Origin of the sequence: Pseudonocardia zijingensis, assembly GCF_042657305.1 — a bacterium.
Taxonomy (GTDB): Bacteria; Actinomycetota; Actinomycetes; order Mycobacteriales; family Pseudonocardiaceae; genus Pseudonocardia; species Pseudonocardia zijingensis.
In genome coordinates, this window is record NZ_JBHSKO010000004.1 from 103,776 (window position 1) to 124,276 (window position 20,501).

A 20,501-nucleotide genomic window follows, 5' to 3' on the forward strand; every position below is an offset into this window, starting at 1 on the left:
AGGAGCGCCACGTTGCTGTACCCCAGGTTCAGGAACGTGGCGTTCCTGAACCTCCCGGATCGCACCAAACGGCACCGGACGGCAGGCCCGGATCGGGCGACGCCGCCCGGCGGGTGCAGGATCGGGGCCGTGGTCTCCCGCACGGCTCCGCCCACCCGTTCCCTCGCCGACGCCGTCGGTGCCGCCGCCGCGCGGCTCGAGGGCGTCGCCCTCCCCACCCCGTTGCAGCCCTGCGAGCGCCTGTCGGCCGCCACGGGCGCGCAGGTGTGGCTGAAGCGGGAGGACCTGCAGGTGGGGCGCTCCTACAAGCTGCGCGGCGCGTACAACCTGCTCGCCCAGCTCAGCCCGGAGGAGCGGGCCGCGGGCGCGGTGTGCGCGAGCGCGGGCAACCACGGGCAGGGTGTGGCCTACGCGTGCAGGCGGCTGGGCCTGCGCGGCCGCGTGCACGTGCCGAGCACCACGCCGCGCCAGAAGCGGGAGCGGATCACCGCGCTCGGCGGTGACGCGGTGGAGCTGGTGGTCGGCGGCGACACCTACGACGAGGCGGCCGCGGCCGCGGCGGAGTACGCCGAGCGCACCGGCGCCACCGTCGTGCCCGCGTTCGACGACCTGCGCACGATCACCGGGCAGGGCACGGTGGCGGCGGAGATCGTGGCGCAGCTGGACGGCGCGCCCGACGTGGTCGTGGTGCCGGTGGGCGGGGGCGGCCTGCTCGCCGGGGTCGGCGGCTTCCTCGCCGAGCGCCACCCGGGGGTCCGGATCGTCGGGGTGGAGCCGGCGGGTGCGGCGAGCATGACGGCCGCACTGGCCGCCGGGGAGCCGGTGGCGCTGCCCGAGCTCGACACGTTCGTGGACGGCGCGGCCGTGCGCCGCGTGGGCGACGTGAGCCTCCCGCTGGTGCGCGACAGCGGCGCCGAGCTCGTGACGGTGGCCGAGGGCCGGGTCTGCACGGAGATGCTCGACCTCTACCAGGTGGACGGGATCATCGCCGAGCCCGCGGGTGCGCTCGCGGCCGCCGCGCTCGACGAGATCGAGCTCGAGCCCGGCGCCACCGTGGTCTGCCTGCTGTCGGGCGGCAACAACGACGTCAGTCGCTACGCCGAGGTGGTGGAGCGCTCGCTCGTGCACCGCGGGCTCAAGCACTACTTCCTCGTGGAGTTCCCGCAGGAGCCGGGGGCGCTGCGGCGGTTCCTCGACGAGGTCCTCGGTCCGGACGACGACATCGTGCTGTTCGAGTACGTCAAGCGCGACAACCGCGAGACCGGCGCCGCGCTCGTCGGCATCGAGCTGGCCGAGCGCGACGGCTACGAGCCGCTGTGGAAGCGGATGGAGGCCAGCCCGCTGAAGATCCAGCACGTGGCGCCCGGCACGACGGCGTACCGCTTCCTGGTCTGACGCGACCCGGCCCGCACCTGCAGCGTGCGCGATGATCGGCTGGTGGACCTCGACCGCGCCGGTGTCCTGGAGCTGATCGAGACACTCCCGCGCCCGGCGGACCGGCTGCGCACGGACGCCCCGCCCGGGGTGCTCGCCGAGATCGTGCTGGACCGGCGGGAATCCTGGTGGGTCCGCAGGACGTGCGCCCGTGCGCTCGACGGTCGGGTCCCCGCCGAGCACGTCGCGGAGCTGTTCGCACGTGCGCGCGACGAGCATGACGGCGAGGTCGTGCGGGCGCTCGTCGACGTGCTGGCCACCACCCAGGGCACGCACCGCGACGACCTGCTCGACTGGCTGCGCGCACAGGAGGGGGTGGAGCGGTTGACTCCCACGCCCGAGCGGCTGCTGCGCGCGCGGGCGCCGATGGGCGACCTCGACGCGGCTGAGCCGCTGGGTCGTGTGCGGCTCGGTGTGGCTCGGTGGGCGGCCTGAGAGCGGGAGCCTTGATCTGCGCGAGGCGTACGTGGGGGTTGAGGCGGCCGCGCTGGTGTGCGGCTCGCGCTGGACATGGGGAGGTCATCAGTACGCGGGTGCGGTGCCGGCAGCGGTGGCGTGCTGCTCGAGCCCTTCACCGGACGGCCGGCGACGGCAGGGCGTCTCGGCGGCGCTGATGTGCTGTTCGGCGACGACCGTGCGATCGGTTCTGAGCGGGAGCCACCGAGGCGTACGTCGGGGCTGTCGTGGCCGCGGTGGGGTGCTGCTCGACTGACCGCCGGAAGATCAGCCGCACGTTGGTGCGGTGCCGGCCGCGGCGGTGTGCGGCTCGCGCTGAATCCCGCGGGTGCCGGCAGTGGTTGGGCGGGTCGGACGTGCCCGTGTCCCGGTCGCCGCGAGCCCCTGGCGGTTCATCCGCGACATGGGCACGGAGGCCCTGTGCGCGCTCGAGGCGCTGCACGGGCAGGCCGCGCTCCTGGCGGCGCTCGGCGCCGACTCGTCGCCCGCGCTCGCGTTCGACGCGGCCGACGAGGCGCACCGCCTGGTCGGTGTGCACCTGCTCGACTCGGACCTCGGTGACATCGCGCCCGCGCTCGCGGACCCCTCCGTCGTCGTCGCCCGCGAGGCCTACGAGCTGTTGGCCGAGGACCACCTCCACGGCGACGACGAGCCGCTCCTCGACCTGGTGGAGCGGCGCGGGCCGGGCCACCTGTGGGCCCTCGCGGTGCTGCACCGGCACGGGCACCCGATCCGGGACACGTGGGAGTCGCTCGGCCCGCCCCTCGTCGAACTGCCCGGCGTGCCCGCCGACGTGCGGCAGACCGACCCGCGGTGGCTGCTCGAAGCGGCGTGCCTCCCGCCGGCGAGCGGGCCGAGCGGGCCCGAGCTGGTGGACCGGGCGGTCACGGTGCTCGCCGCGGCCGGGCTCGAACCGGGCACCCCGCAGGACGCCGCGATCGACGGGGGCAACGTGGGCGTGGCCACCTACTTCCGGATCCCCACCCGGGCCGGTGCGCCGATCGTGTGCACCCTCGGGCCGTACGTCAGCGGCCGGGGGGGGTGGGTGACAACGTGCGCCGCCCGCTGGCGGCCGCCGGTTTCCGGGTCATCGACGGCGAGCTCGCCGACACCGTGGTGACCGGGCTCCACGTCTACTGGTTCGGGGCGCGCGAGCAGCTGACCGTCCACGAGCTGCTCTTCTACTGGCAGGACTGAGCGCGGGTCAGCCGCGCGCGGTCAGCCCGTGCAGGAGCAGCTCCGTGAGGCGCGCGTAGGCCGCCGCGTCGTCGAGGCCGGTGGCCACCGCGACCTGCCGCTGCTGGATGCGCACCATCGTGGCCGTCACGACGTCGGCGACGAAGCCGGTGTGGACGTCGCGGAACGCGCCCGCCGCCACGCCGTCGGCCACGAGCTGCTGCACGCGGGCGGCCGCGGCGCGGGTGTTGCGCTCGTACACCTCGGCGGCGGGCGGGAAGGCGGCGACGTCGTCGAAGAACCGGGCGGAGGCCGGCGCGAGCTCGGCCGCGACGGCGCGCAGGTAGGCGCCCACGCGTTCGGCGACGTCGGGGCACGCGGTGACGGCTGCTTCGACCCGCTCGGTGGCGCCGCGGAAGAAGTGCACCACCGCGGCGCGGACCAGCTGCTCCTTGCTGCCCGCCAGCGCGTAGAGGGTGCGCTTGGAGCAGTGCAGGCGCGCGGCCAGGTCGTCGAGGGTGAGGTGGGCGAAGCCCTCGGCGAGCAGCAGCGCGACGAGCGCGTCGAACAGCTCCTCCCGGCGCACCGTTCCCCGCCGCACCACCGTCATGTCGGCTACTCTAGCCGGTACTGCAGTTCCTCTCTCAGTACCGATACGAGGAGCGGTCATGGCCGTCGAGCGCCTGCTGCCCACCACCGAAGCCGCCGACCTGCTCGCGCTCGCCCGCGAGATCGCCGACAAGGAGCTCGCCCCGCGCGTCGAGGAGCACGAGCGGGCCGAGACCTACCCGGAGGGGCTGTTCGCCACCCTCGGCGCGGCCGGGCTGCTGGGGCTGCCCTACCCGGAGGAGTTCGGCGGCGGGGCCCAGCCGTACGAGGTCTACCTGCAGGTGCTCGAGGAGCTGGCCGCGCGCTGGGCGGCCGTGGCGGTCGCGGTGAGCGTGCACGCGCTCGCCTGCCACCCGCTCGCCACGTTCGGCACGCCGGAGCAGCGTGAACGCTGGCTGCCCGGCATGCTCTCCGGCGACGTGGTGGGCGGCTACAGCCTGTCCGAGCCGCAGGCGGGCTCGGACGCGGCAGCGCTCGCGTGCAAGGCAGAGCGCGTGCCCGAGGGCTACCGCATCACCGGCACCAAGGCCTGGATCACGCACGGCGGCCGCGCCGGCTGCTACGCGCTGTTCGCCCGCACCGCGCCGGGCCAGGGCGGCGTCTCCTGCTTCCTCACCCCTGGCGAGGTCGACGGGCTCACCTTCGGCCGGCCGGAGGAGAAGATGGGCCTGCACGCGATCCCCACCGCGGCCGCGCACTGGGACGGCGCCGTGCTCGAGGCCGAGCGGCTGATCGGCGCCGAGGGCCAGGGCCTGCAGATCGCGTTCTCCGCGCTCGACTCCGGGCGCCTCGGCATCGCGGCGGTGGCCACCGGGCTCGCCCAGGCCGCCCTCGACACCGCCACCGCCTACGCCCACGAGCGCACCGCGTTCGGCCGCCGGATCATCGACCACCAGGGCCTCGGCTTCCTCCTCGCCGACATGGCCGCCGCCGTCGACTCCGCCCGCGCCACCTACCTCGACGCCGCCCGCCGCCGCGACGCCGGGCGCGACCACCGGCGCGCCGCGAGCGTCGCGAAGCTCGTGGCCACGGACGCGGCCATGAAGGTCACCACCGACGCGGTGCAGGTGCTCGGCGGCTACGGCTACACGCGCGACTTCCCGGTGGAGCGGTACATGCGCGAGGCCAAGGTCATGCAGATCTTCGAGGGCACCAACCAGATCCAGCGGCTCGTGATCGCGCGGTCGCTGACCAGGGACTGAGCCGTCACCGGTCACCGGCGGCCGCGACGGCCCGCACGGCGGCGGCGAGGTCCTGCCCCGACGGCGCGTGGTCGGCGTCGACGAGCACCTGCAGCACCACGCCGTTGACCAGTGCCAGGCCCAGCGAGCCGACCCGGCGGGCCTCGTCGGCGTCGACGTCCTCCTCCGGCACGCCCAGCAGCATGGCGGCGAACCCGCGCCGGGCGCGCGCGTAGGCCTGCGCCAGCTCACCGCGCACGGCCTCGGAGAACTCGACCTGCGCCACCCACTGCAGGCTCGCCGCCACCAGCGCGCGATCGGTGCGCACCTTGCCGATCAGGACGTCGATGAAGGCGGCGAGGCGGTCGGGGGCCGTACCCCGCTGGTGGTCGTGCAGCGCGGCCTCGATGTCGGCGTCCCAGTCGTCGAACGAGTCGAGGATCGCCGCGTCGAGCAGGGCATCCTTGGACCCGAAGTGGTAGCCGATGGACGCCAGGTTGGTGCCGGACGCCGCCACGATGTCGCGCGCCGTGGTGTGGGCGTACCCCTTCTCGACGATGCAGCGCTTCGCCCCGGCGAGCAGCGCCTCCCGATTCCCCACCCGCACAGGGTAGCCGATCACGATGACGCTCGTCTGAGACGTTTGTCCTAGACGCCCGTCCTATACGATCGTACCATCCACTCGTGACCCGCATCGAACCCCGGGCCGGGCGCCGGGAGTGGATCGGCCTCGCCGTGCTCGCGCTCCCCGCCCTACTGGCCTCCATGGACCTGTCCGTGCTGTTCATGGCCGCCCCGTGGCTCGCGGCCGATCTCGAACCCACCGGCCCCCAGCTGCTGTGGATCATGGACGCGTACGGCTTCCTGATGGCCGGGCTCCTCCTGCCGATGGGCGCGCTCGGCGACCGCATCGGGCGGCGCAGGCTGCTGCTCGCCGGCGCCGCCGCGTTCGGCGCCACGTCCGTGCTCGCCGCCTACGCGCCCACCGCGGAGCTGCTCGTCCTGGCGCGGGCGCTGCTCGGGATCGGCGGCGCGACGCTCGCCCCGTCCACGCTCGCGCTGCTGCACGGCATGTTCGCCGACGCCGGGCAGCGCCGGGTCGCGATCGGCGTCTGGACCGGCGCGTTCACCGGCGGCATCGCGTTCGGCCCGATCGTCGGGGGCCTGCTGCTGGAGCACTTCTGGTGGGGCTCGGTCTTCCTGGTCAACGTGCCGGTCATGGTGCTGCTGCTGGTGCTCGGGCCGGTGCTCCTGCCCGAGTCGAGGGCCGGGGACGGCGGGCGCTTCGACGTCACGGGCGCGCTGCTGTCGGTGGCGGCGGTGCTCCTGGTGGTCCACGGCGTGAAGGAGCTCGTGCACGGGGCAGGCGGCGGGTGGCCCGCGGCGGTGGCGGGGCTCGCGCTGGGCGCCGTGTTCGTCCGGCGGCAGCTGCGGCTGCCCGACCCGCTGGTCGACGTCCGGCTCTTCCGCGACGGCGCGTTCAGCGCGGCGTTCGGCGGCTACGTGGTGATGATCGCGGGCAGCGCCGGGCTGGGCTACCTCGCCGTGCAGTACCTGCAGCTCGTGCTGGAGCTCCGCCCGTTCCCGGCGGCGCTCTGGCAGCTGCCCACGGTCGTGGCCACCGGGGCGGGGATCGCGCTGAGCACCACCGCCGTGCGGTGGGTGCGGCCCGCACGGCTCGCCGCGGCCGCGCTCCTCGTGGCCGCGGTCGGCTTCCTGCTGGTCGCGCGGGTCGGCGTCGACACCGCGCCGGCGGCGATGATCGCGTCGTACTCCGTGGTGACGCTCGGCACCGGGATGCTCGTGCCGCTGGCCATCGACCTGATCGTCGGCGCCGCGCCACCCCACCGCGCCGGCGCGGCCGCCGGGCTGAGCGAGGCGGGCAGCGAGCTCGGGGGCGCGCTGGGCATCGCCGCGCTCGGCAGCGTCGCCGGTGCGGTCTACCGGTCCCGGTTCGCCCCCGACGCCCTCCCGGCGGGCGCCGCGGAGACCGTCGGCGGCGCGATCGACGCGGCCCGCACGCTCCCGGAGGCGGACACGCTGGTCGCCGACGCCCAGCGTGCGTTCACGGCCGGTTTCACGACGGCAGCGACCGTCACAGCGGCCCTGCTGGCGCTCACCGCCGCCACCGTGACCGTCCGGCTCCGCGGGACGTGAGTGCTCAGCGCAGGGGGCCCGTCATCGACTCCGCCGCGGCCAGCAGCTCACCGGAGGCGACGAGACCGGCCGCGGCCCCGATCTCCGGTGCCAGCCAGCGGTCCGGCCCGGGCCCGGCCACCTCGGCCCGCAGCCGGTCGCGCACGGCGCCGGTGGCCGGAGCAGGTGCGAACGGCGCCCGGAGATCGAGCGCCCGCGCAGCCGCGAGCAGCTCCACCGCCACCACCTGCGCGAGCCCGTCGACGGCGCGGCGCAACTTGCGCGCCGCGGCCCACCCCATCGAGACGTGGTCCTCCTGCATCGCGCTCGACGGGATCGAGTCCACCGACGACGGCACCGCCAGCCGCTTCAGCTCCGCCACGATCCCCGCCTGCGTGTACTGCGCGATCATGTGACCCGAATCGACGCCCGGATCGTCGGCCAGGAACGGCGGCAACCCGTGGTTGCGCGCCACGTCCAGGAACCGGTCGGTGCGCCGCTCGCTCATCGACGCCACATCCGCCGCCGCGATCGCCAGGAAATCCAGGACGTAGCCCAACGGGGCGCCGTGGAAGTTGCCGTTGCTCTCCACCCGCCCGTCCGCGGTGACCACCGGGTTGTCGACGGCGGCGGCCAGCTCGCGACCGGCGACGGCCTCGGCGTGGGCGACCGTGTCCCGGGCGGCGCCGTGCACCTGCGGCGCGCACCGCAGCGAGTACGCGTCCTGCACCCGGGTGGTGGCGAGCTCCCGGTGCCCCTCCACGATCGCCGAACCGGACAGCAGGGCCCGCAGGTTGGCGGCGCTGTCGGCCTGCCCCGGGTGCGGGCGCAGCGCCTGCAGGTCGGCGGCGAACACCGCGTCCGTGCCCAGCAACGCCTCCACGCTCATCGCCGCCGCCACGTCCGCCGTGCGCAAGATCGCGCGCAGGTCGTGGCAGGCCAGCACCAGCATGCCGAGCATGCCGTCGGTGCCGTTGATCAGCGCGAGGCCCTCCTTCTCCGCGAGCACCAGCGGCTCGATCCCCGCGGCCGCCAGCGCCTCCCCCGCCGCGACCAGCTCCCCCGACGCGTCGCGCACCTCCCCCTCGCCCATCGCCGCCAGCGCGCAGTGCGCCAGCGGCGCCAGGTCGCCCGAGCAGCCCAGCGACCCGTACTCGCGCACCACCGGCGTGATCCCCGCGTTCAGCATCGCGGCGTAGGCCTGCGCGACCTCCGGGCGCACCCCCGTGTGCCCCGTCGCCAGCGTCGACAGCCGCAGCAGCATCAGCGCGCGGACCACCTCGCGCTCGACCTCCGGACCCGACCCCGCCGCGTGCGAACGCACCAGGCTGCGCTGCAGCTCGATCCGCCGATCGACCGGGATGTGCCGCACGGCCAGCGCCCCGAACCCCGTCGAGATCCCGTAGTGCGGCATCTCGTCGTCGGCGAGCGACTCGATCACCTTGCGGCTCGCGGCCATTTCCGCGAGCGCCTTCACCGACAGCTCGACGGGCACCCCGGTCCGGGCGACCGCCACGACCTCCTCCGGGGTGGGCGCAGCGGCGTCGACGACGAGGGGAGCACGCGTGGCCATCCCCCCAGTTGACACCCGTTCCCCGCGGCGGTGCCAGCGGCCGGCCGTGCCCAGCGCGGTCACACTGCGCGAACTCCTGCTGACCGGAAGCGCACAGCCCCCGCCCCCAGGGGATCCGCTGGTACGAACGGCTCCCGATGATATTCATCAACTGTTGAGTTCTTGGGCCGATGGGGCTACCGTTCCGGCATGACCGGCGAGGAGTTCGTCGTCGAGCTGAAGAGCCTCGACGCGCAGGCGCTTCCGCGGGTGGGCGGCAAGGCGGCGAACCTCGGGGAGCTCATCGCCGCCGGGTTCCCGGTGCCCCCCGGCTTCGCCGTCACCACCGCCGCCTACGAGCGGGCGGGGCCCGCCCCCGCGGATGCCCCGCTTCCCGCCGACGTCGCCACGGCCGTGCGCGCCGCCTACACCCGGCTCGGCGCCGACGTCCCGGTGGCCGTGCGCTCGTCCGCCACCGCGGAGGACCTGCCCTGGGCGAGCTTCGCCGGGCAGCAGGACACCTACCTGAACGTGGTCGGGGCCGACGCCGTGCTCGACGCCGTGCGCCGCTGCTGGGCGTCGCTGTGGACCGACCGCGCCGTGCACTACCGGGAGGCCCAGGGCATCGACCACGCCGCCGTCCGCATGGCCGTGGTGGTGCAACGCATGGTGGACGCACAGGTGGCGGGCGTTCTCTTCACCGCCGACCCGGTCACCGGCACCCGCGACCGCGTGGTGATCGACGCGGCACCCGGCCTCGGCGAGGCCGTGGTCTCCGGGGCGGTGAACCCCGACCACATCGTCGTCGACGCCGACGGCGTCCACGCCCCGCCCGGCGCCTGCCTCACCGACGCGCAGGCCACCGCGCTCGCCGGCCTCGGACGCCGGGTGGCCGACCACTTCGGCTCGCCGCAGGACGTCGAGTGGGCCGTCGACGCCGACGGCGAGCTGTGGCTCACCCAGGCCCGGCCGATCACCACCCTCCACCCGCTGCCCGCGCCCGCGGGCCCCGGGCTGCGCGTCCTGTTCTGCGCGAGCCTCGCCCAGGGCCTCACCCGGCCGATCACCCCGATGGGCCTGTCCGGTTTCCGGGTGCTCGCCTCCACCGCCGCCGAGTTCGTCTTCGGCGTGCCGGTCGCCGACCGGCTCGCCGGGCCGCCCGCGTTGCGCACCGCGGGCGGGCGGGCGTTCCTCGACATCACCCCCGCCGTGCGCAGCGCTCCCGGCCGGGCGCTCCTGCCCCGGGCCCTCGACGTGATGGAGTCGCGGTCGGCCGCCGTGCTGCGCACGCTCCACGACGACCCGCGCCTGTCGGTGCAGCAGCCCTCGTGGGCGCCGTTCCTGCGCAGGGTGCTGCACGTGCTGGTCCGCTTCCGCATCCCGGTGCTGGTGGCGCTCGCGCTCGTGCGCCCGGAGGCCGCACGGCGGCGCGTCGGGCGGGTCGGCGACCGGGTGCGGGCGCTCGCGAGCGCCAGCCCCGGCCCCACCGCGGCGGAGCGGCTCGACAACGCGGTGCACGTGCTGCGGCAGGCCTTCGCGGTGATGCCGCTGACGGTGCCCGCGGCCGGCACCGGGCTCGCGATGCTCGGCCTGGCCGGCCGGGTCGCGGGCCCGGACCTCGATTCCGCGACGGCGCACGCGGTGCTGCGGTCGCTCCCGCACAACAGCACCACCGAGATGGACCTGCGGCTGTGGGCGCTCGCGCGCACGCTGCGCGGCGACCCGGCGTCCGCCGCCGCGCTGCGCGGCACCCCGCCCGGCGAGTTGGCCCGCCGCTACGGCGCCGGCACCCTGCCCCCCATCCTGCAGAGCTCCCTCGCGGCGTTCCTCCTGCGCCACGGGCACCGCGCGATCGGCGAGATCGACCTGGGGATGCCGAGGTGGTCGGAGGACCCGGAACACGTGCTCGGCGTGCTCGCCAACTACCTGCGCCTCGACGATCCGGCGCTCGCCCCGGACGTCGTCTTCGCCCGGGGAGCGGAGGCCGCGGACGCCGCGGTCACCGCGGTGGTCGAGCGCGTGCGCGCCCGGTCGCGCGTGCGGGCGGTCGTGGTGCGGTTCGCCCTGCGGCGGGTGCGCGAGCTCGCCGGGATGCGGGAGGAGCACAAGGACTACCTCATCCGGCTGCTCGCCGCCGCGCGGTCGCACCTGAAGGCGGTCGGGAGCGAACTCGCCGACCGCGGCCTCCTCGACCGCGCGGACGACGTGTTCTTCCTCGAACTGGCCGAGGCACGCACCGCACTGGACGGCGCCGACCTGCGCGACCGCGTCGCCACCCGCCGCGCCGAGTACGACCGGGAACTGCGCCGCCGCCACGTCCCACGTGTGCTGCTGTCGGACGGCACCGAGCCGGAGGCGCTGGCCAGCCCCGGTCCGGTCGACGACAGCGCCCTCACCGGCACGGCCGCGTCGGCGGGCACCGCCACCGGCCCCGCCCGGGTGGTGCTCGACCCGGTGGGCGCCCACCTGGAGCCCGGCGAGATCCTCGTCGTGCCCTCGACCGACCCCGGCTGGACCCCGCTCTTCCTCACCGCGGGCGGGCTCGTGATGGAGATGGGCGGCCCCAACTCCCACGGCGCCGTGGTGGCCCGCGAGTACGGCATCCCGGCGGTGGTCGGCGTGCCGGACGCGACCACGCGCATCGAGACCGGCCAGGAGATCACGGTCGACGGAGCGGCCGGCGTCGTGCGGGTGTGAGCCGGCGGCCCCGAGCGGGTACATCCGCTGCATGGCGCGGGCAATCTGGACCGGCGCGATCAGCTTCGGGTTGGTTTCCATACCCGTGGGGCTGTTCAGCGCCACCGAGGACCACACGATCCACTTCCACCAGTTCGAGCGCGGCACCTCCGACCGCATCCGCTACCAGCGGGTGAACGAGCGCACCGGCAAGGAGGTGGAGTACTCCGACATCGTGAAGGGCAAGGACGTCGGCGGCGGCGACCACGTCCTCGTCGAACCCGACGAGCTCGCCGACATCGCACCCGGCCGCTCGCGCACCATCGACATCGAGACCTTCGTGGACCTCGACGACATCGACCCGATCTTCTTCCAGAAGACGTACTGGCTCGCCCCGACCGACGACCAGTACGCGCGCCCGTACGCCCTGCTGCGCGAAGCGATGACCCGCACGAACCGGGCGGGCATCGCGACGTTCGTGATGCGCGGCAAGGAGTACCTCACCGCCCTGCGCGCCGACGGCGACGTGCTCGCGCTCGAGACGCTGTTCTTCGCCGACGAGATCCGCGACCGTTCCGCGCTCGACATCCCGGGCGGCGCGAAGCCCAAGGGGAAGGAACTCGAGATGGCCACCGGCCTGATCGAGGCCATGAGCGGGGAGTGGAAGCCCGACGAGTTCCGCGACACCTACACCGAGCGCGTCGAGAAGCTGATCGAGGACAAGCGCAAGGGCCGCGAGATCGTCACCGAGGCGGAGCCGCCCGAGCCCACGGCGATGACCGACCTGATCGCGGCGCTGGAGCGCAGCGTCGACGACGCGCGCGGCGGGAAGAAGTCCAAGAAGGCCTCGTCGAACGGGACACCCGACCTGTCCGAGCTCTCGAAGGCCGACCTGACGAAGATGGCGCGCGAACTCGACGTCAAGGGCCGCTCCTCGATGAGCCGCGCCGAGCTCGAGAAGGCTGTCGCCGAGGCGTCGGGCGGGTCCGAGCGCCGGAAGAAGGCCTCATGACCTGCCCGGAGTGCGCTCAGGACCTCGACCACTGCCACGGCGCGCTCGTCCGGCTGCCCGACGGCACCGTGGAGTGCTTCGACCCGGACTGCCACGACACCGGCGCCGACCGGCACGCGCTGCAGGTCCGGATCGACGGGGTGGAGTCCGGCTGATCGTTGCTCCGGCGCAAAACCCGACGCGAGGCGTCGGACAACGCGCCAGGCCGCCGATCATGGATGCGGCGCGGGCGGCATGGGCTCGATCAAGGGGAAAAGGTCGCTAGATGATCTCCACGAGCGACCATTTGCCCTTGATCGACCGCGGGGCGACGCCGCACGATGCGCGGCACCACCAGGAGGCCACCTGACAAGCCATGATCACCGCTCCGGCGCAAAACCCGACGCAAGGCGACGGAAAACGCGCCAGGCCGGCGATCATGACCGTGTGATGGCCGCGCCGCCCGTCGCTCGCGGGGAGGCCCCAGAGACTCCGCGTGCTGGGGGCGATGATCACGGCTTCGGCGCATTCCCGGGCGTTTTCGACCCGGGAATGCGCCAACTCCGTGATCATGGGCGCGACGACGGCCTGGCTCGTCCAGGGGAGACCACCTCCTGGTGGCGCCGCGCGCCAACCGGGCAGGCCACGGCCCGCCCGCGAAGCTGCCCGGGAGGGGCCGCAGAGGCTCGCAGGTCACGGGTCGCGAAGCGATCGCGCAGCGACGCCGAAGGCGCGTTTGACCTGCGAGGAGCGGCCCCGCACGATGCGCGGCGCCACCAGGAGGCCACGCACAGGGTCATGATCACCGCTCCGGCGCAAAACCCGACGCCAGGCGTCGGAAAACGCGCCCGGCCGCCGATCATGCCCCTGTGATGGCCCGTGCTGGACGCATGATCGCTGCTCTGGCGCAAAACCCGACGCCAGGCGACGGAAAACGCGCCAGGCCGGCGATCATGACCGGGCGAGGCTTCGAGCCCGCGCCCGGAGGACCTGCTCGGCTAGTTCCCGCCGGACGAGCCGCTGTCGGAGCCACCGGAGTCGCCCCCGCCGGAACCGCCACCGGAGCCACCGTCCGAACCGCCGCCGGAGTCGCCCCCGCCGGAGTCGCCGCCACCGGAACCACCGTCGGAGCCGCCGCCGGAACCTCCGTCGTCCGAGCCACCACCGTCCGAACCGCCGCCGGAGCCACCGTCATCGGAGCCGCCGCCGTCGGACCCGCCGTCATCGGGCGGGTTCGGGTCGTCGTCCCCCGGGTCGCCCGGGTCCTCGGTGGGCGGGTCGCTGGGGTCGGGCTCCTCGGGGTCGGGCGAGGGGGTCGGGTCCGGGTCGGGTGAGGGCGTGGGGTCGGGCGACGGGGTGGGGTCCGGCCGCGGGTCGGAGTGGCCGGAGTCGTGGTCGTCGTCCGAGTCGTGCCGGTCGGAGTGGTCGCGCCCCGAGTCGTGCCGGGAGTCGTCGGAGGACGAGCGGTGGTGCCGCCCCTCGTCGGCGGTGGGGGTGGTGGTCGGCGGGGCGGCCAGGGCTGGGGTGGGCAGCGGCGCCACGGGTGCGGCGACCGGGCCGGGCAGGCCCGCGGGCGGCTGCGGCGCCCCGGGGAGCAGCTGGGGGAACGCGGCGGTGGCGAGCACGGTGGGCGCGTCGGCGGCGAGCTGCGCGAGCGCGGCGATCCGGCTGCCGTCCATGATCTCGTGGTCGGCGTCCGCCCCGGTGTCGGTGGCGCCTGCGGCGAACAGGCGCGGCTCGCCGTCGGCGGTGACGTTGCCTGCCGCCTGCACGTCGCCGTAGACGAGGTCGACGGGCGCGCCGCCCGTCGACAGGACGACGACGGACGAGACGCTGGCGGCCGCGGCGCCCGCCACGGCGGTGGCGGCGAGCAGGGGTGCGGGTGCGACGCCCCGGGCGGGGGCCCGCCGGTGGGTGCCGGCCGGCCGCGTGGCGGCGGCGCTCTCCTCGCGGCTCAGCAGCGCATCGACGCTGACGCCACCGCGGTGGGCACGCGCGGACCGAAAGCGGCCCGGCGTTGCCGAGTCGTTACCGTGCGTGTTCACGCTGCGCACTCCAGGGGAGCGATGACACCTGACCGGGGGAGGGTCAGGGCCCGAACGGGGCATTCGTGCGGGGAGAATCTAACGCATCGTGTCCATACCCCGTCCAGTGCTACTTGTCGGCAGCCTCCTGGCGCAGCCGTTCCAGTGCCGCTTCCGCGTCGTGCATCTCCTGGGCCGCCCGCACGAGGTCGGCCACCACGGGGCGGCGGCGGGGACCGGCCGGGCGTGGGCGGCGTTTGCGCCACGCGATGACGCCCGCCGCGATCCCGGCGCCGGCTGGGAGGGCGAGGAGCGCGAGCGGGCCGAGGTAGGCGGTGGCGAGCAACCAGATGAGGAGCAGCCCGGTGAGCACGCCGCCGCAGACGATGAACAGCAGCATCTGCTGCCAGCTGGGCAGGGGCGGCCGGTCCGCCTCGGGCGTCGCCGCGGGGCTCGACGCCTCCTTGAGGGCGCGGTAGCGGGCCGCGGCCGTCTCCGCGTCGTGCTCGGCCGCCTCCACGAGCCGCGCCAGCCGGTCGTCCGGACGTGCCCGCGTCCGCTGCCACGTCATCCCCACGGACCGGCCGACTCCGATGCGCCCCGACACTTCCATGGACACCCTGGTTCACCTCCAACCCTCGTCAACGTCACGTACCCGGCAGGGCTGGAGGCCAGATCGCTCGATCCGGTGTAGATCCCGATCCCGTTGGGGACGAGACGCGCGGAGGGGCCCGACGGGTCGTTGACCACCGACACGGCGGTGGCGCCGGGATCGCGGAAGGCGAGCGTGGAGGAGCCGCCGCCGTCGAGGTTGACGGCGTCGTCCACGCCCATCTCGCGCAGCAGCTGCGCGAGCTCGGACAGCGTCGCCCCGACGCTGTCGGACTGGCGCCCGTCGAGGGTCAGCAGCCACAGCCTGCGCCCGTCGGCGCTGTTTCCGACGGCGCTGCGGGGTGCCCGCTCACGGTCGTCGAGGCCCGCCACCGGGGTGGCGTCGAACATGATCGGGCTGCCGCCGACCGCGATCTCGGGCGCGTGCCCGCTGCGCGGCACGAGCGCGTAGTCGACGTCGACCTCGTCGCCGACGTCGAGTTCGCGCACCGCGACGGCACCCTTCTCCCGGCCCGTCAGCGCCAGTACCCCGGCCGGGAGGCGCCCGCCGCGCGGCTTCCCCTCCTCCACCACGGTGCCGTCGCGGACCAGCGCTTCCGCCTGGTCGGCGGCGCACGGCGCGGTGCGGTCGACGTCGGTGCCGCACAACGTGCGGGACCGGTCGACGTCGCCCCACTCGGGGGTGAAGATCCCGATCGCGTCGACCGGCACGGCGTACTGGTTGAGCGCGTCGATCTCGAGCGTGCCGGACGGCCCGGTCGCGCGCGCCTCGAGCCGCAGGCGGTCGATGCGGGCCACGCGGTCGGTGCCGACGGTGAACACGTGGTCGGTCTCGGCTCCGGGCACGGCCGGGCCCATCCGGCGGCCGGGCCGCACCGCGGCCTTGAGCGGACGGCCGTCCGCCACCGCGGGACCGACGGGGGCCCCGGTGTGGTCGATGTCGAAGAAGTCGCCGTTGATCGCGGCGGTGGCACCGGAGCCGTCCGCCATCTCCGCCACCGTGCTGCGCGCGGCGATCGCGCGCGGCAGGAGGAGGCCGGCGCTCACCGCGGGGTCGGCGAGGTCGACCTCGATGACGTCGCCGAGCACCTGCCCGGCGGCCGCGGTGGTGCGCAGCGGCCGGTGGGTCACCCCGGAGCCGAGCCGGGTCGCCTGGCCGAGTTCGGCGAGCGCCCGCTCCGCCCCGTGCCCGGGCGGCGGCTCACCCGCACCGGTGCCGAGCACGAGCACCGCGGCGAGAAACCCGGCCAACATTGCAGGTCACCCCCCAGATACCCGTTCCCGACACCTGGTCGGATGGGATCATGGACGCCCGCACCGGCGGCAGCACGGCACGGCCGGGTTCACCCTCAGGAGTCCCGCACGACATCCGATCCGGTGAGGACCCGGAGGGTCATCCGGCGGCCGCGAGGGGCCGGTCCACGCGCAGGGCCGCCACGAGCGCGCGGTACAGGTCGTCGCGGGTCAGCAGCTCGTCGTGGGTGCCGCGGGCGCGCACGCGGCCGCCGTCCACCACGACGATCGTGTCGGCGTCGACCACGGTGGACAGCCGGTGGGCCACGGTGACGACGGCCCCGATCCGGGCCTGCTCGCGGATCGCGTCGTGCACGGCGGCCTCGGTGAGCCCGTCGACCTGGGCGGTGGCCTCGTCCAGCAGGAGCACCTCCGGTGTGCGCACCAGCGCGCGGGCCAGCGCGATGCGCTGGCGCTGGCCGCCCGAGAGCGACGACGAGGTGAGCGGCGCGTCGAGACCGCCGTCGAGGGCTGCCACCGCCTCGCGCAGCCGCACCCGCTCCAGCGCCGCCCACAGCTCGTCGTCGGTGGCGTCGGGGTGGGTGAAGCGCAGGTTGTCGCTCACCGACCCGGGCACGACCGGTGTCTCCTGCTCCACGTAGGCGAGACGGGCGCGCACCTCGGCGGGCGTCTGCTCCCGGTACGGGCGCCCGGCCAGCAGGATCTCGCCCTCCTGGGGCTCCAGGAAGCGCAGGAGCAGCGCGAACAGCGTGGTCTTGCCTGCACCGGAGGGGCCGACGATCGCGGTGTGGCCGCGGGCGGGGATCGCCAGGTCGACGGCGCGGACGGCGGGCGCCCGGCCCGGCCCGTACGCGGCGGTGACGCCCCGCAGCTCGAGTGCGGTGCCGGTGGTCGCGCGCTCGGCGGGCTCCCCATCCGGTGCGGCGCAGGCGGCGGGCTCCAGCTCCAGCTCCTGGACCTGGTGGATCCGCTTGGCGGCGGCGATCCCGGCCTGCAGCGCGGTGAGGTTCTGGCTGAGGTCCATGATCGGCTCCATCAGGCCGAACGCGTAGAGCAGGAACGCGATGAGGGTGGAGACCTCCAGCAGCCCGAGCCCCACCCGCCAGGCTCCGACGCCGAGGATCACGATGATCGCGAGCTGGATGCCCGACCACGAGATCGTCCACGCCACGGCCTCCCGGCGGACCCCGCGCACGCCGTGGCGCATCGCCTCCCGGGCGTGCCCCAGCACGCCCGCGGCGAGGCGGTCCTCGGCGCGGCTCGCCTTGACGGTGCGGATCGCCCGCAGCGCGGTCTCCAGCGCGCCGCCCAGCCGCCCGACGTGCTCCTGCGTGCGTTCCTGCGCCGTCGCGATGCCCGGCATGAGCACCGCGAAGAGCACGATCACGACCACGACGGCCGCGATCGTGGTGCCGAGCAGCACGAGGTCGAGCACCGCCATCAGGACGAGGGTGCCGACGAGCATCACCACCCCGTTGACGAGCCCGACGATGCTCGCCGAGACGGCCTCGCGCAGCAGCACGGTGTCGGACGTGACCCGCGTGACCAGCTCGCCGGTGGGTCGTCGGGTGAGCCCGGGCACCGTGGCGCGCAGGAACCTGCGGACCATCGACTCCCTGGCCTCCAGCACGACCCGCTCCCCCAGCGTGCCCAGGAGCGTCCACTGCCCGATCCAGATCACCGCGCCGAGCACGAGGAGCGCGAGCAGCGCGCCGATCGGGGCGGCGAGGGACGTGGGCGCGCCGAGGGAGTCGAGCACCCACTTGGTGACGAGCGGGGTGGCCAGGCTCGTCGCCGACCCGGCGAGGGCCAGTACGAGCCCGATCGCGAGCGTGCGCAGGTGCGGCCGGGCGTACGACCGGAGGAGGCCCGGCCCGGAGACCGGCGCGGGAGTACTCATGACACAGAGTGGAACATCACTGTTCCGTTTTCGTCAACTCGGTCCCGTTCTGGTGCAGTTGCTACTCTTCCCGACGTGGTCGACGACCCCGCCATCGCGGAGAGCGGCACCCGCGCCCGCACGCGGCGCGCCATCCTCGACGCGGCCGTCCGGGTGCTGTCCCAGCACTCGAACGCCTCCCTCGCCGAGGTGGCGGCCGCGGCAGGCGTCGGTCGCACCACGATGCACCGCTACTTCCCCGAACGGGCCGACCTGCTCACCGGCATCAGCAACGACCTGCTGGAACGCATCGCGGCGGCCACCGACCGCGCACAGCCCGAGACGGGGCCCGCGCTGGCCGCGCTCGACCGGCTCTGCCAGGCCTACTTCGCCCTCGGCGACGGCCTGCTGCTCACGCTGAACGAGCCGCACCTGTTCACCGACCCCGCCTGGCAGGCCGAGGCCGAGCCCGACCGGGCGCTGCTGCGGCTCGTCGAGCGCGGGCGCGCCGAGGGCACGATCGACCCGGAGCTCACGCCCGAGTGGGTGCAGTCGGTACTGTGGTCGCTGCTCTACGGCGCCTGGATGCACGCCCGCGACAGCGGTGTGCCCGAGCACGACGCGCTGGCGCTGTGCCTGCGCACCCTGCGCAAGGCCGTCGCCGCCTGATCAGCGGCCCGGGCACCCGCTGGACGCGAGCAGCGCGTCGAGCAGCCCGTCCAGGCCCGCCTTGATGCGCGCGGTGGAGTAGCCGAGGTCGCGCCGCTGGTGCACGAGCAGGCTCGCGGACACGGGCGCGAGCAGGACGTCGGCGCAGTACGCGGCGTCGTGGCGACCGACCTCCCCCAGCAGCCGGGCGAGGTGCGCGCGGGCCGTGCGGTAGGCGCCGCTCTCGTACCGGGCCGTGGCGGTGCCGGTGTCGGCCAGCGCGTGCAGCTGCCCCGCGGTCTCCATGCGGTCGACGGTGGCGCGCAGGAACGCGCGGATCCGGTCGGCGGCCGGTGCGCCCGGGCCGAGCGGCGGCGGCCCGAACAGGTAGGCCTGCTGGAACTCCTGCTCCCCGTCGTCGAGCAGGGCGAAGGCGAGCCCGCCCAGGTCGCCGAACCGGCGGTAGACGGTGCCCACCCCGACCCCGGCGGCAGCGGCCACCCGGTCCATCGTGAGCGCATCGACGCCCTGCTCGGCGACGATCGCGTGGGCGGCGGCGAGGATCGCGCGCCGGTTGCGCGCGGCGTCGGCCCGCTCGGGCGGTGGCTGACCGAGCACCGGCAGCGGGGTGCGCTTCTGCGCCGTGGTGGCCATCGCCCTCCCTCCTGTTCGGCTCGTCACGGTACCCCAGCGGCCTTGCAATCGGAGAATCTTCCGCTTAACGTGATCCACCGAAACGGAGAAAGTTCCAGTTCTGGAGGATGACCATGACGACAAGCACCCTGCCGTTCGCCGGGACCTACGCGGTCGACCCGATCCACTCGTCGGTCGAGTTCGCGGTGCGGCACATGGGGGTCTCGCTGTTCCGCGCCACCTTCGAGGACGTCTCGGCGCGCTTCGTGAGCGACGACGCCGCCGTGCGGCTCGAGGGCTCGGCACCCGTGGAGTCGGTGTCGATCCGCAGCCCGCGCGAGTTCCGCGACCACGTCGTCTTCGGCGCCGACTTCTTCGACGCGGGCAACCACCCGACGATCACGGTCTCCGCGGACGACGTCGCCCTGCACGACGACGGCACCGTCACCCTCGACGCCGCGCTCACCATCCGCAGCGTCACCCGGCAGGTGCCGGTCACCGGGACCTACCGCACGCCCGTCGTGGCGCTGGACGGGCGGCGGCGCGGCGCGTTCGAGCTCACCGCCACCGTCGACCGCCGCGACTTCGGGCTCGACTGGCAGGCCCCGCTGCCGGCGGGTGGCGAGGCGCTCGGCAACGAGGTGCAGCTCACCGCGCACCTCGAAGTGGTGGAGGAGGCCTGAGCATGCTGCTCCTCGGTGTGTCCGGGAGCCTGCGCCGCGGCTCCCACAACCGGAGGCTGCTGGAGGCCGCCGCGGGCGCGCTGCCGTCCTCGGTGCGCCTGCAGGTGTTCGACGGGCTGGCGGAGATCCCGCCCTACGTCGACGACGAGGGCGCCACGGCGCCGGTGCAGCGGCTGCGGTCGGCGATCGCGGGAGCGGACGGGCTGCTGTTCGCAACCCCCGAGTACAACGGCTCGGTGCCCGGCCAGCTGAAGAACGCGCTCGACTGGGCGTCCCGCCCGTACCCGGACAACGCGCTGCGCGGCCGCCCGGCGCTGGTGGTCGGCGCGTCCACGGGCCTCTTCGGTGCGGTGTGGGCGCAGGCCGAGCTGCGCAAGGTGCTGCGCACGGCCGGTGCCGACGTCCTCGACGACGAGCTGCCCGTCGGGTCGGCCGAGACCGCGTTCGCCGAAGGCGGCGGGCTGGCCGACCCGGAGCAGGCCGCCGTGCTCGCCCGGGCGGTGGACCGGCTGGTGCGGCAGGCGAGCCGGCCGTTGGGGCTCACGGGCTGAGCGGTC

The 20,501-nt window shown here is 74.9% G+C and carries 21 protein-coding genes; 12 read left to right on the forward strand and 9 right to left on the reverse strand.

Going from position 1 to position 20,501, the window contains the following annotated elements; all coding sequences use genetic code 11:
* Positions 1-129: 129 nt before the first annotated feature.
* From ilvA to ACFPL3_RS10395, 4 genes are all read left to right on the forward strand, one after another.
* Complete coding sequence (gene ilvA / locus ACFPL3_RS10380) at positions 130-1,395, forward strand: threonine ammonia-lyase IlvA (protein ID WP_343942488.1); 1,266 nt, start codon at positions 130-132, stop codon at positions 1,393-1,395.
* Positions 1,396-1,437: 42 nt separating this feature from the next.
* A complete protein-coding gene (locus tag ACFPL3_RS10385) occupies positions 1,438-1,869 on the forward strand; it encodes a hypothetical protein (RefSeq protein WP_343942489.1) in 432 nt (143 codons plus the stop codon).
* A 424-nt stretch (positions 1,870-2,293) separates the two neighbouring features.
* Positions 2,294-3,010, forward strand: coding sequence for a hypothetical protein (locus ACFPL3_RS10390; RefSeq protein WP_343942490.1), 717 nt, complete (start codon positions 2,294-2,296; stop codon positions 3,008-3,010).
* Positions 2,944-3,087, forward strand: coding sequence for a hypothetical protein (locus ACFPL3_RS10395; RefSeq protein WP_343942491.1), 144 nt, complete (start codon positions 2,944-2,946; stop codon positions 3,085-3,087). The genes ACFPL3_RS10390 and ACFPL3_RS10395 overlap by 67 nt, the downstream gene beginning before the upstream one ends.
* 7 nt (positions 3,088-3,094) lie before the next feature.
* Here the strand turns inward: ACFPL3_RS10395 and ACFPL3_RS10400 are convergent, their stop codons facing one another.
* Entirely contained in the window at positions 3,095-3,676 is a 582-nt protein-coding gene (locus ACFPL3_RS10400) for a TetR/AcrR family transcriptional regulator (RefSeq protein ID WP_343942492.1), read from the reverse strand.
* A gap of 58 nt (positions 3,677-3,734) precedes the next feature.
* On the opposite strand from ACFPL3_RS10400, the gene ACFPL3_RS10405 reads away from it, so the two are divergent.
* A complete protein-coding gene (locus ACFPL3_RS10405; protein ID WP_343942493.1) occupies positions 3,735-4,877 on the forward strand; it encodes an acyl-CoA dehydrogenase family protein in 1,143 nt (380 codons plus the stop codon).
* A 4-nt stretch (positions 4,878-4,881) separates the two neighbouring features.
* Here ACFPL3_RS10405 and ACFPL3_RS10410 read toward each other — a convergent pair whose 3' ends face one another.
* The gene (locus ACFPL3_RS10410; RefSeq protein WP_343942494.1) at positions 4,882-5,457 is read right to left on the reverse strand and encodes a TetR/AcrR family transcriptional regulator; all 576 of its coding nucleotides are present in this window, start codon (positions 5,455-5,457) and stop codon (positions 4,882-4,884) included.
* An 83-nt stretch (positions 5,458-5,540) separates the two neighbouring features.
* Here ACFPL3_RS10410 and ACFPL3_RS10415 point away from each other — a divergent pair, with 83 nt between their 5' ends.
* The gene (locus tag ACFPL3_RS10415) at positions 5,541-7,013 is read left to right on the forward strand and encodes an MFS transporter (RefSeq protein ID WP_379588822.1); all 1,473 of its coding nucleotides are present in this window, start codon (positions 5,541-5,543) and stop codon (positions 7,011-7,013) included.
* A 4-nt stretch (positions 7,014-7,017) separates the two neighbouring features.
* Here ACFPL3_RS10415 and hutH read toward each other — a convergent pair whose 3' ends face one another.
* Positions 7,018-8,565 carry a histidine ammonia-lyase gene (hutH, locus tag ACFPL3_RS10420; protein ID WP_379588823.1) on the reverse strand — a complete coding sequence of 516 codons (1,548 nt, stop codon included), beginning with the start codon at positions 8,563-8,565 and terminating at the stop codon, positions 7,018-7,020.
* Positions 8,566-8,754: 189 nt separating this feature from the next.
* Between hutH and ACFPL3_RS10425 the strand changes: the two genes are divergently transcribed.
* The 3 genes from ACFPL3_RS10425 to ACFPL3_RS10435 are packed head-to-tail and all read left to right on the forward strand — an operon-like array spanning position 8,755 to position 12,387.
* Positions 8,755-11,241 carry a PEP/pyruvate-binding domain-containing protein gene (locus ACFPL3_RS10425; RefSeq protein ID WP_343945005.1) on the forward strand — a complete coding sequence of 829 codons (2,487 nt, stop codon included), beginning with the start codon at positions 8,755-8,757 and terminating at the stop codon, positions 11,239-11,241.
* Positions 11,242-11,272: 31 nt separating this feature from the next.
* Positions 11,273-12,232, forward strand: a complete 960-nt coding sequence (gene ku / locus ACFPL3_RS10430; protein ID WP_343945006.1) for a non-homologous end joining protein Ku — start codon at positions 11,273-11,275, stop codon at positions 12,230-12,232.
* On the forward strand, positions 12,229-12,387 hold the full coding sequence (locus ACFPL3_RS10435; protein WP_343945007.1) for a hypothetical protein: 159 nt from the start codon (positions 12,229-12,231) through the stop codon (positions 12,385-12,387). Before ku ends, ACFPL3_RS10435 begins: the two co-directional genes overlap by 4 nt.
* A 106-nt stretch (positions 12,388-12,493) precedes the next feature.
* Here the strand turns inward: ACFPL3_RS10435 and ACFPL3_RS10440 are convergent, their stop codons facing one another.
* The 5 genes from ACFPL3_RS10440 to ACFPL3_RS10460 form a co-directional block, all read right to left on the reverse strand.
* Positions 12,494-12,784 (reverse strand): hypothetical protein, encoded by a 291-nt coding sequence (locus ACFPL3_RS10440; protein ID WP_343945008.1) that lies wholly within the window; start codon positions 12,782-12,784, stop codon positions 12,494-12,496.
* A 425-nt stretch (positions 12,785-13,209) separates the two neighbouring features.
* Positions 13,210-14,256 (reverse strand): hypothetical protein, encoded by a 1,047-nt coding sequence (locus ACFPL3_RS10445; protein ID WP_379588826.1) that lies wholly within the window; start codon positions 14,254-14,256, stop codon positions 13,210-13,212.
* Between the two features lie 109 nt (positions 14,257-14,365).
* Complete coding sequence (locus tag ACFPL3_RS10450; protein ID WP_343947007.1) at positions 14,366-14,806, reverse strand: hypothetical protein; 441 nt, start codon at positions 14,804-14,806, stop codon at positions 14,366-14,368.
* On the reverse strand, positions 14,803-16,101 hold the full coding sequence (locus tag ACFPL3_RS10455) for a phosphodiester glycosidase family protein (RefSeq protein ID WP_343947006.1): 1,299 nt from the start codon (positions 16,099-16,101) through the stop codon (positions 14,803-14,805). Before ACFPL3_RS10455 ends, ACFPL3_RS10450 begins: the two co-directional genes overlap by 4 nt.
* Positions 16,102-16,240: 139 nt before the next feature.
* Positions 16,241-18,001 (reverse strand): ABC transporter ATP-binding protein, encoded by a 1,761-nt coding sequence (locus ACFPL3_RS10460; protein WP_343947005.1) that lies wholly within the window; start codon positions 17,999-18,001, stop codon positions 16,241-16,243.
* A 75-nt stretch (positions 18,002-18,076) separates the two neighbouring features.
* On the opposite strand from ACFPL3_RS10460, the gene ACFPL3_RS10465 reads away from it, so the two are divergent.
* Positions 18,077-18,649 (forward strand): TetR/AcrR family transcriptional regulator, encoded by a 573-nt coding sequence (locus tag ACFPL3_RS10465; RefSeq protein WP_343947004.1) that lies wholly within the window; start codon positions 18,077-18,079, stop codon positions 18,647-18,649.
* On the opposite strand, the gene ACFPL3_RS10470 is transcribed toward ACFPL3_RS10465, so the two are convergent.
* Complete coding sequence (locus tag ACFPL3_RS10470) at positions 18,650-19,282, reverse strand: TetR/AcrR family transcriptional regulator (protein ID WP_343947003.1); 633 nt, start codon at positions 19,280-19,282, stop codon at positions 18,650-18,652.
* Between the two features lie 113 nt (positions 19,283-19,395).
* Here ACFPL3_RS10470 and ACFPL3_RS10475 point away from each other — a divergent pair, with 113 nt between their 5' ends.
* Entirely contained in the window at positions 19,396-19,944 is a 549-nt protein-coding gene (locus ACFPL3_RS10475) for a YceI family protein (RefSeq protein WP_343947002.1), read from the forward strand.
* Positions 19,945-19,946: 2 nt separating this feature from the next.
* The gene (locus tag ACFPL3_RS10480; RefSeq protein WP_343947001.1) at positions 19,947-20,495 is read left to right on the forward strand and encodes an NADPH-dependent FMN reductase; all 549 of its coding nucleotides are present in this window, start codon (positions 19,947-19,949) and stop codon (positions 20,493-20,495) included.
* Positions 20,496-20,501: the final 6 nt, after the last annotated feature.

Excerpts from the sequence above, each read along its gene's own strand:
- ACFPL3_RS10390 (WP_343942490.1), top strand. The coding sequence starts at position 2,294 with ATGGGCACGGAGGCCCTGTGCGCGCTCGAGGCGCTGCACGGGCAGGCC.
- ACFPL3_RS10400 (WP_343942492.1), bottom strand. The coding sequence starts at position 3,676 with ATGACGGTGGTGCGGCGGGGAACGGTGCGCCGGGAGGAGCTGTTCGAC.
- ACFPL3_RS10405 (WP_343942493.1), top strand. The coding sequence starts at position 3,735 with ATGGCCGTCGAGCGCCTGCTGCCCACCACCGAAGCCGCCGACCTGCTC.
- hutH (WP_379588823.1), bottom strand. The coding sequence starts at position 8,565 with ATGGCCACGCGTGCTCCCCTCGTCGTCGACGCCGCTGCGCCCACCCCG.
- ACFPL3_RS10425 (WP_343945005.1), top strand. The coding sequence starts at position 8,755 with ATGACCGGCGAGGAGTTCGTCGTCGAGCTGAAGAGCCTCGACGCGCAG.
- ku (WP_343945006.1), top strand. The coding sequence starts at position 11,273 with ATGGCGCGGGCAATCTGGACCGGCGCGATCAGCTTCGGGTTGGTTTCC.
- ACFPL3_RS10435 (WP_343945007.1), top strand. The coding sequence starts at position 12,229 with ATGACCTGCCCGGAGTGCGCTCAGGACCTCGACCACTGCCACGGCGCG.
- ACFPL3_RS10440 (WP_343945008.1), bottom strand. The coding sequence starts at position 12,784 with ATGATCACGGAGTTGGCGCATTCCCGGGTCGAAAACGCCCGGGAATGC.
- ACFPL3_RS10450 (WP_343947007.1), bottom strand. The coding sequence starts at position 14,806 with ATGACGTGGCAGCGGACGCGGGCACGTCCGGACGACCGGCTGGCGCGG.
- ACFPL3_RS10455 (WP_343947006.1), bottom strand. The coding sequence starts at position 16,101 with ATGTTGGCCGGGTTTCTCGCCGCGGTGCTCGTGCTCGGCACCGGTGCG.
- ACFPL3_RS10460 (WP_343947005.1), bottom strand. The coding sequence starts at position 18,001 with ATGAGTACTCCCGCGCCGGTCTCCGGGCCGGGCCTCCTCCGGTCGTAC.
- ACFPL3_RS10470 (WP_343947003.1), bottom strand. The coding sequence starts at position 19,282 with ATGGCCACCACGGCGCAGAAGCGCACCCCGCTGCCGGTGCTCGGTCAG.
- ACFPL3_RS10475 (WP_343947002.1), top strand. The coding sequence starts at position 19,396 with ATGACGACAAGCACCCTGCCGTTCGCCGGGACCTACGCGGTCGACCCG.
- ACFPL3_RS10480 (WP_343947001.1), top strand. The coding sequence starts at position 19,947 with ATGCTGCTCCTCGGTGTGTCCGGGAGCCTGCGCCGCGGCTCCCACAAC.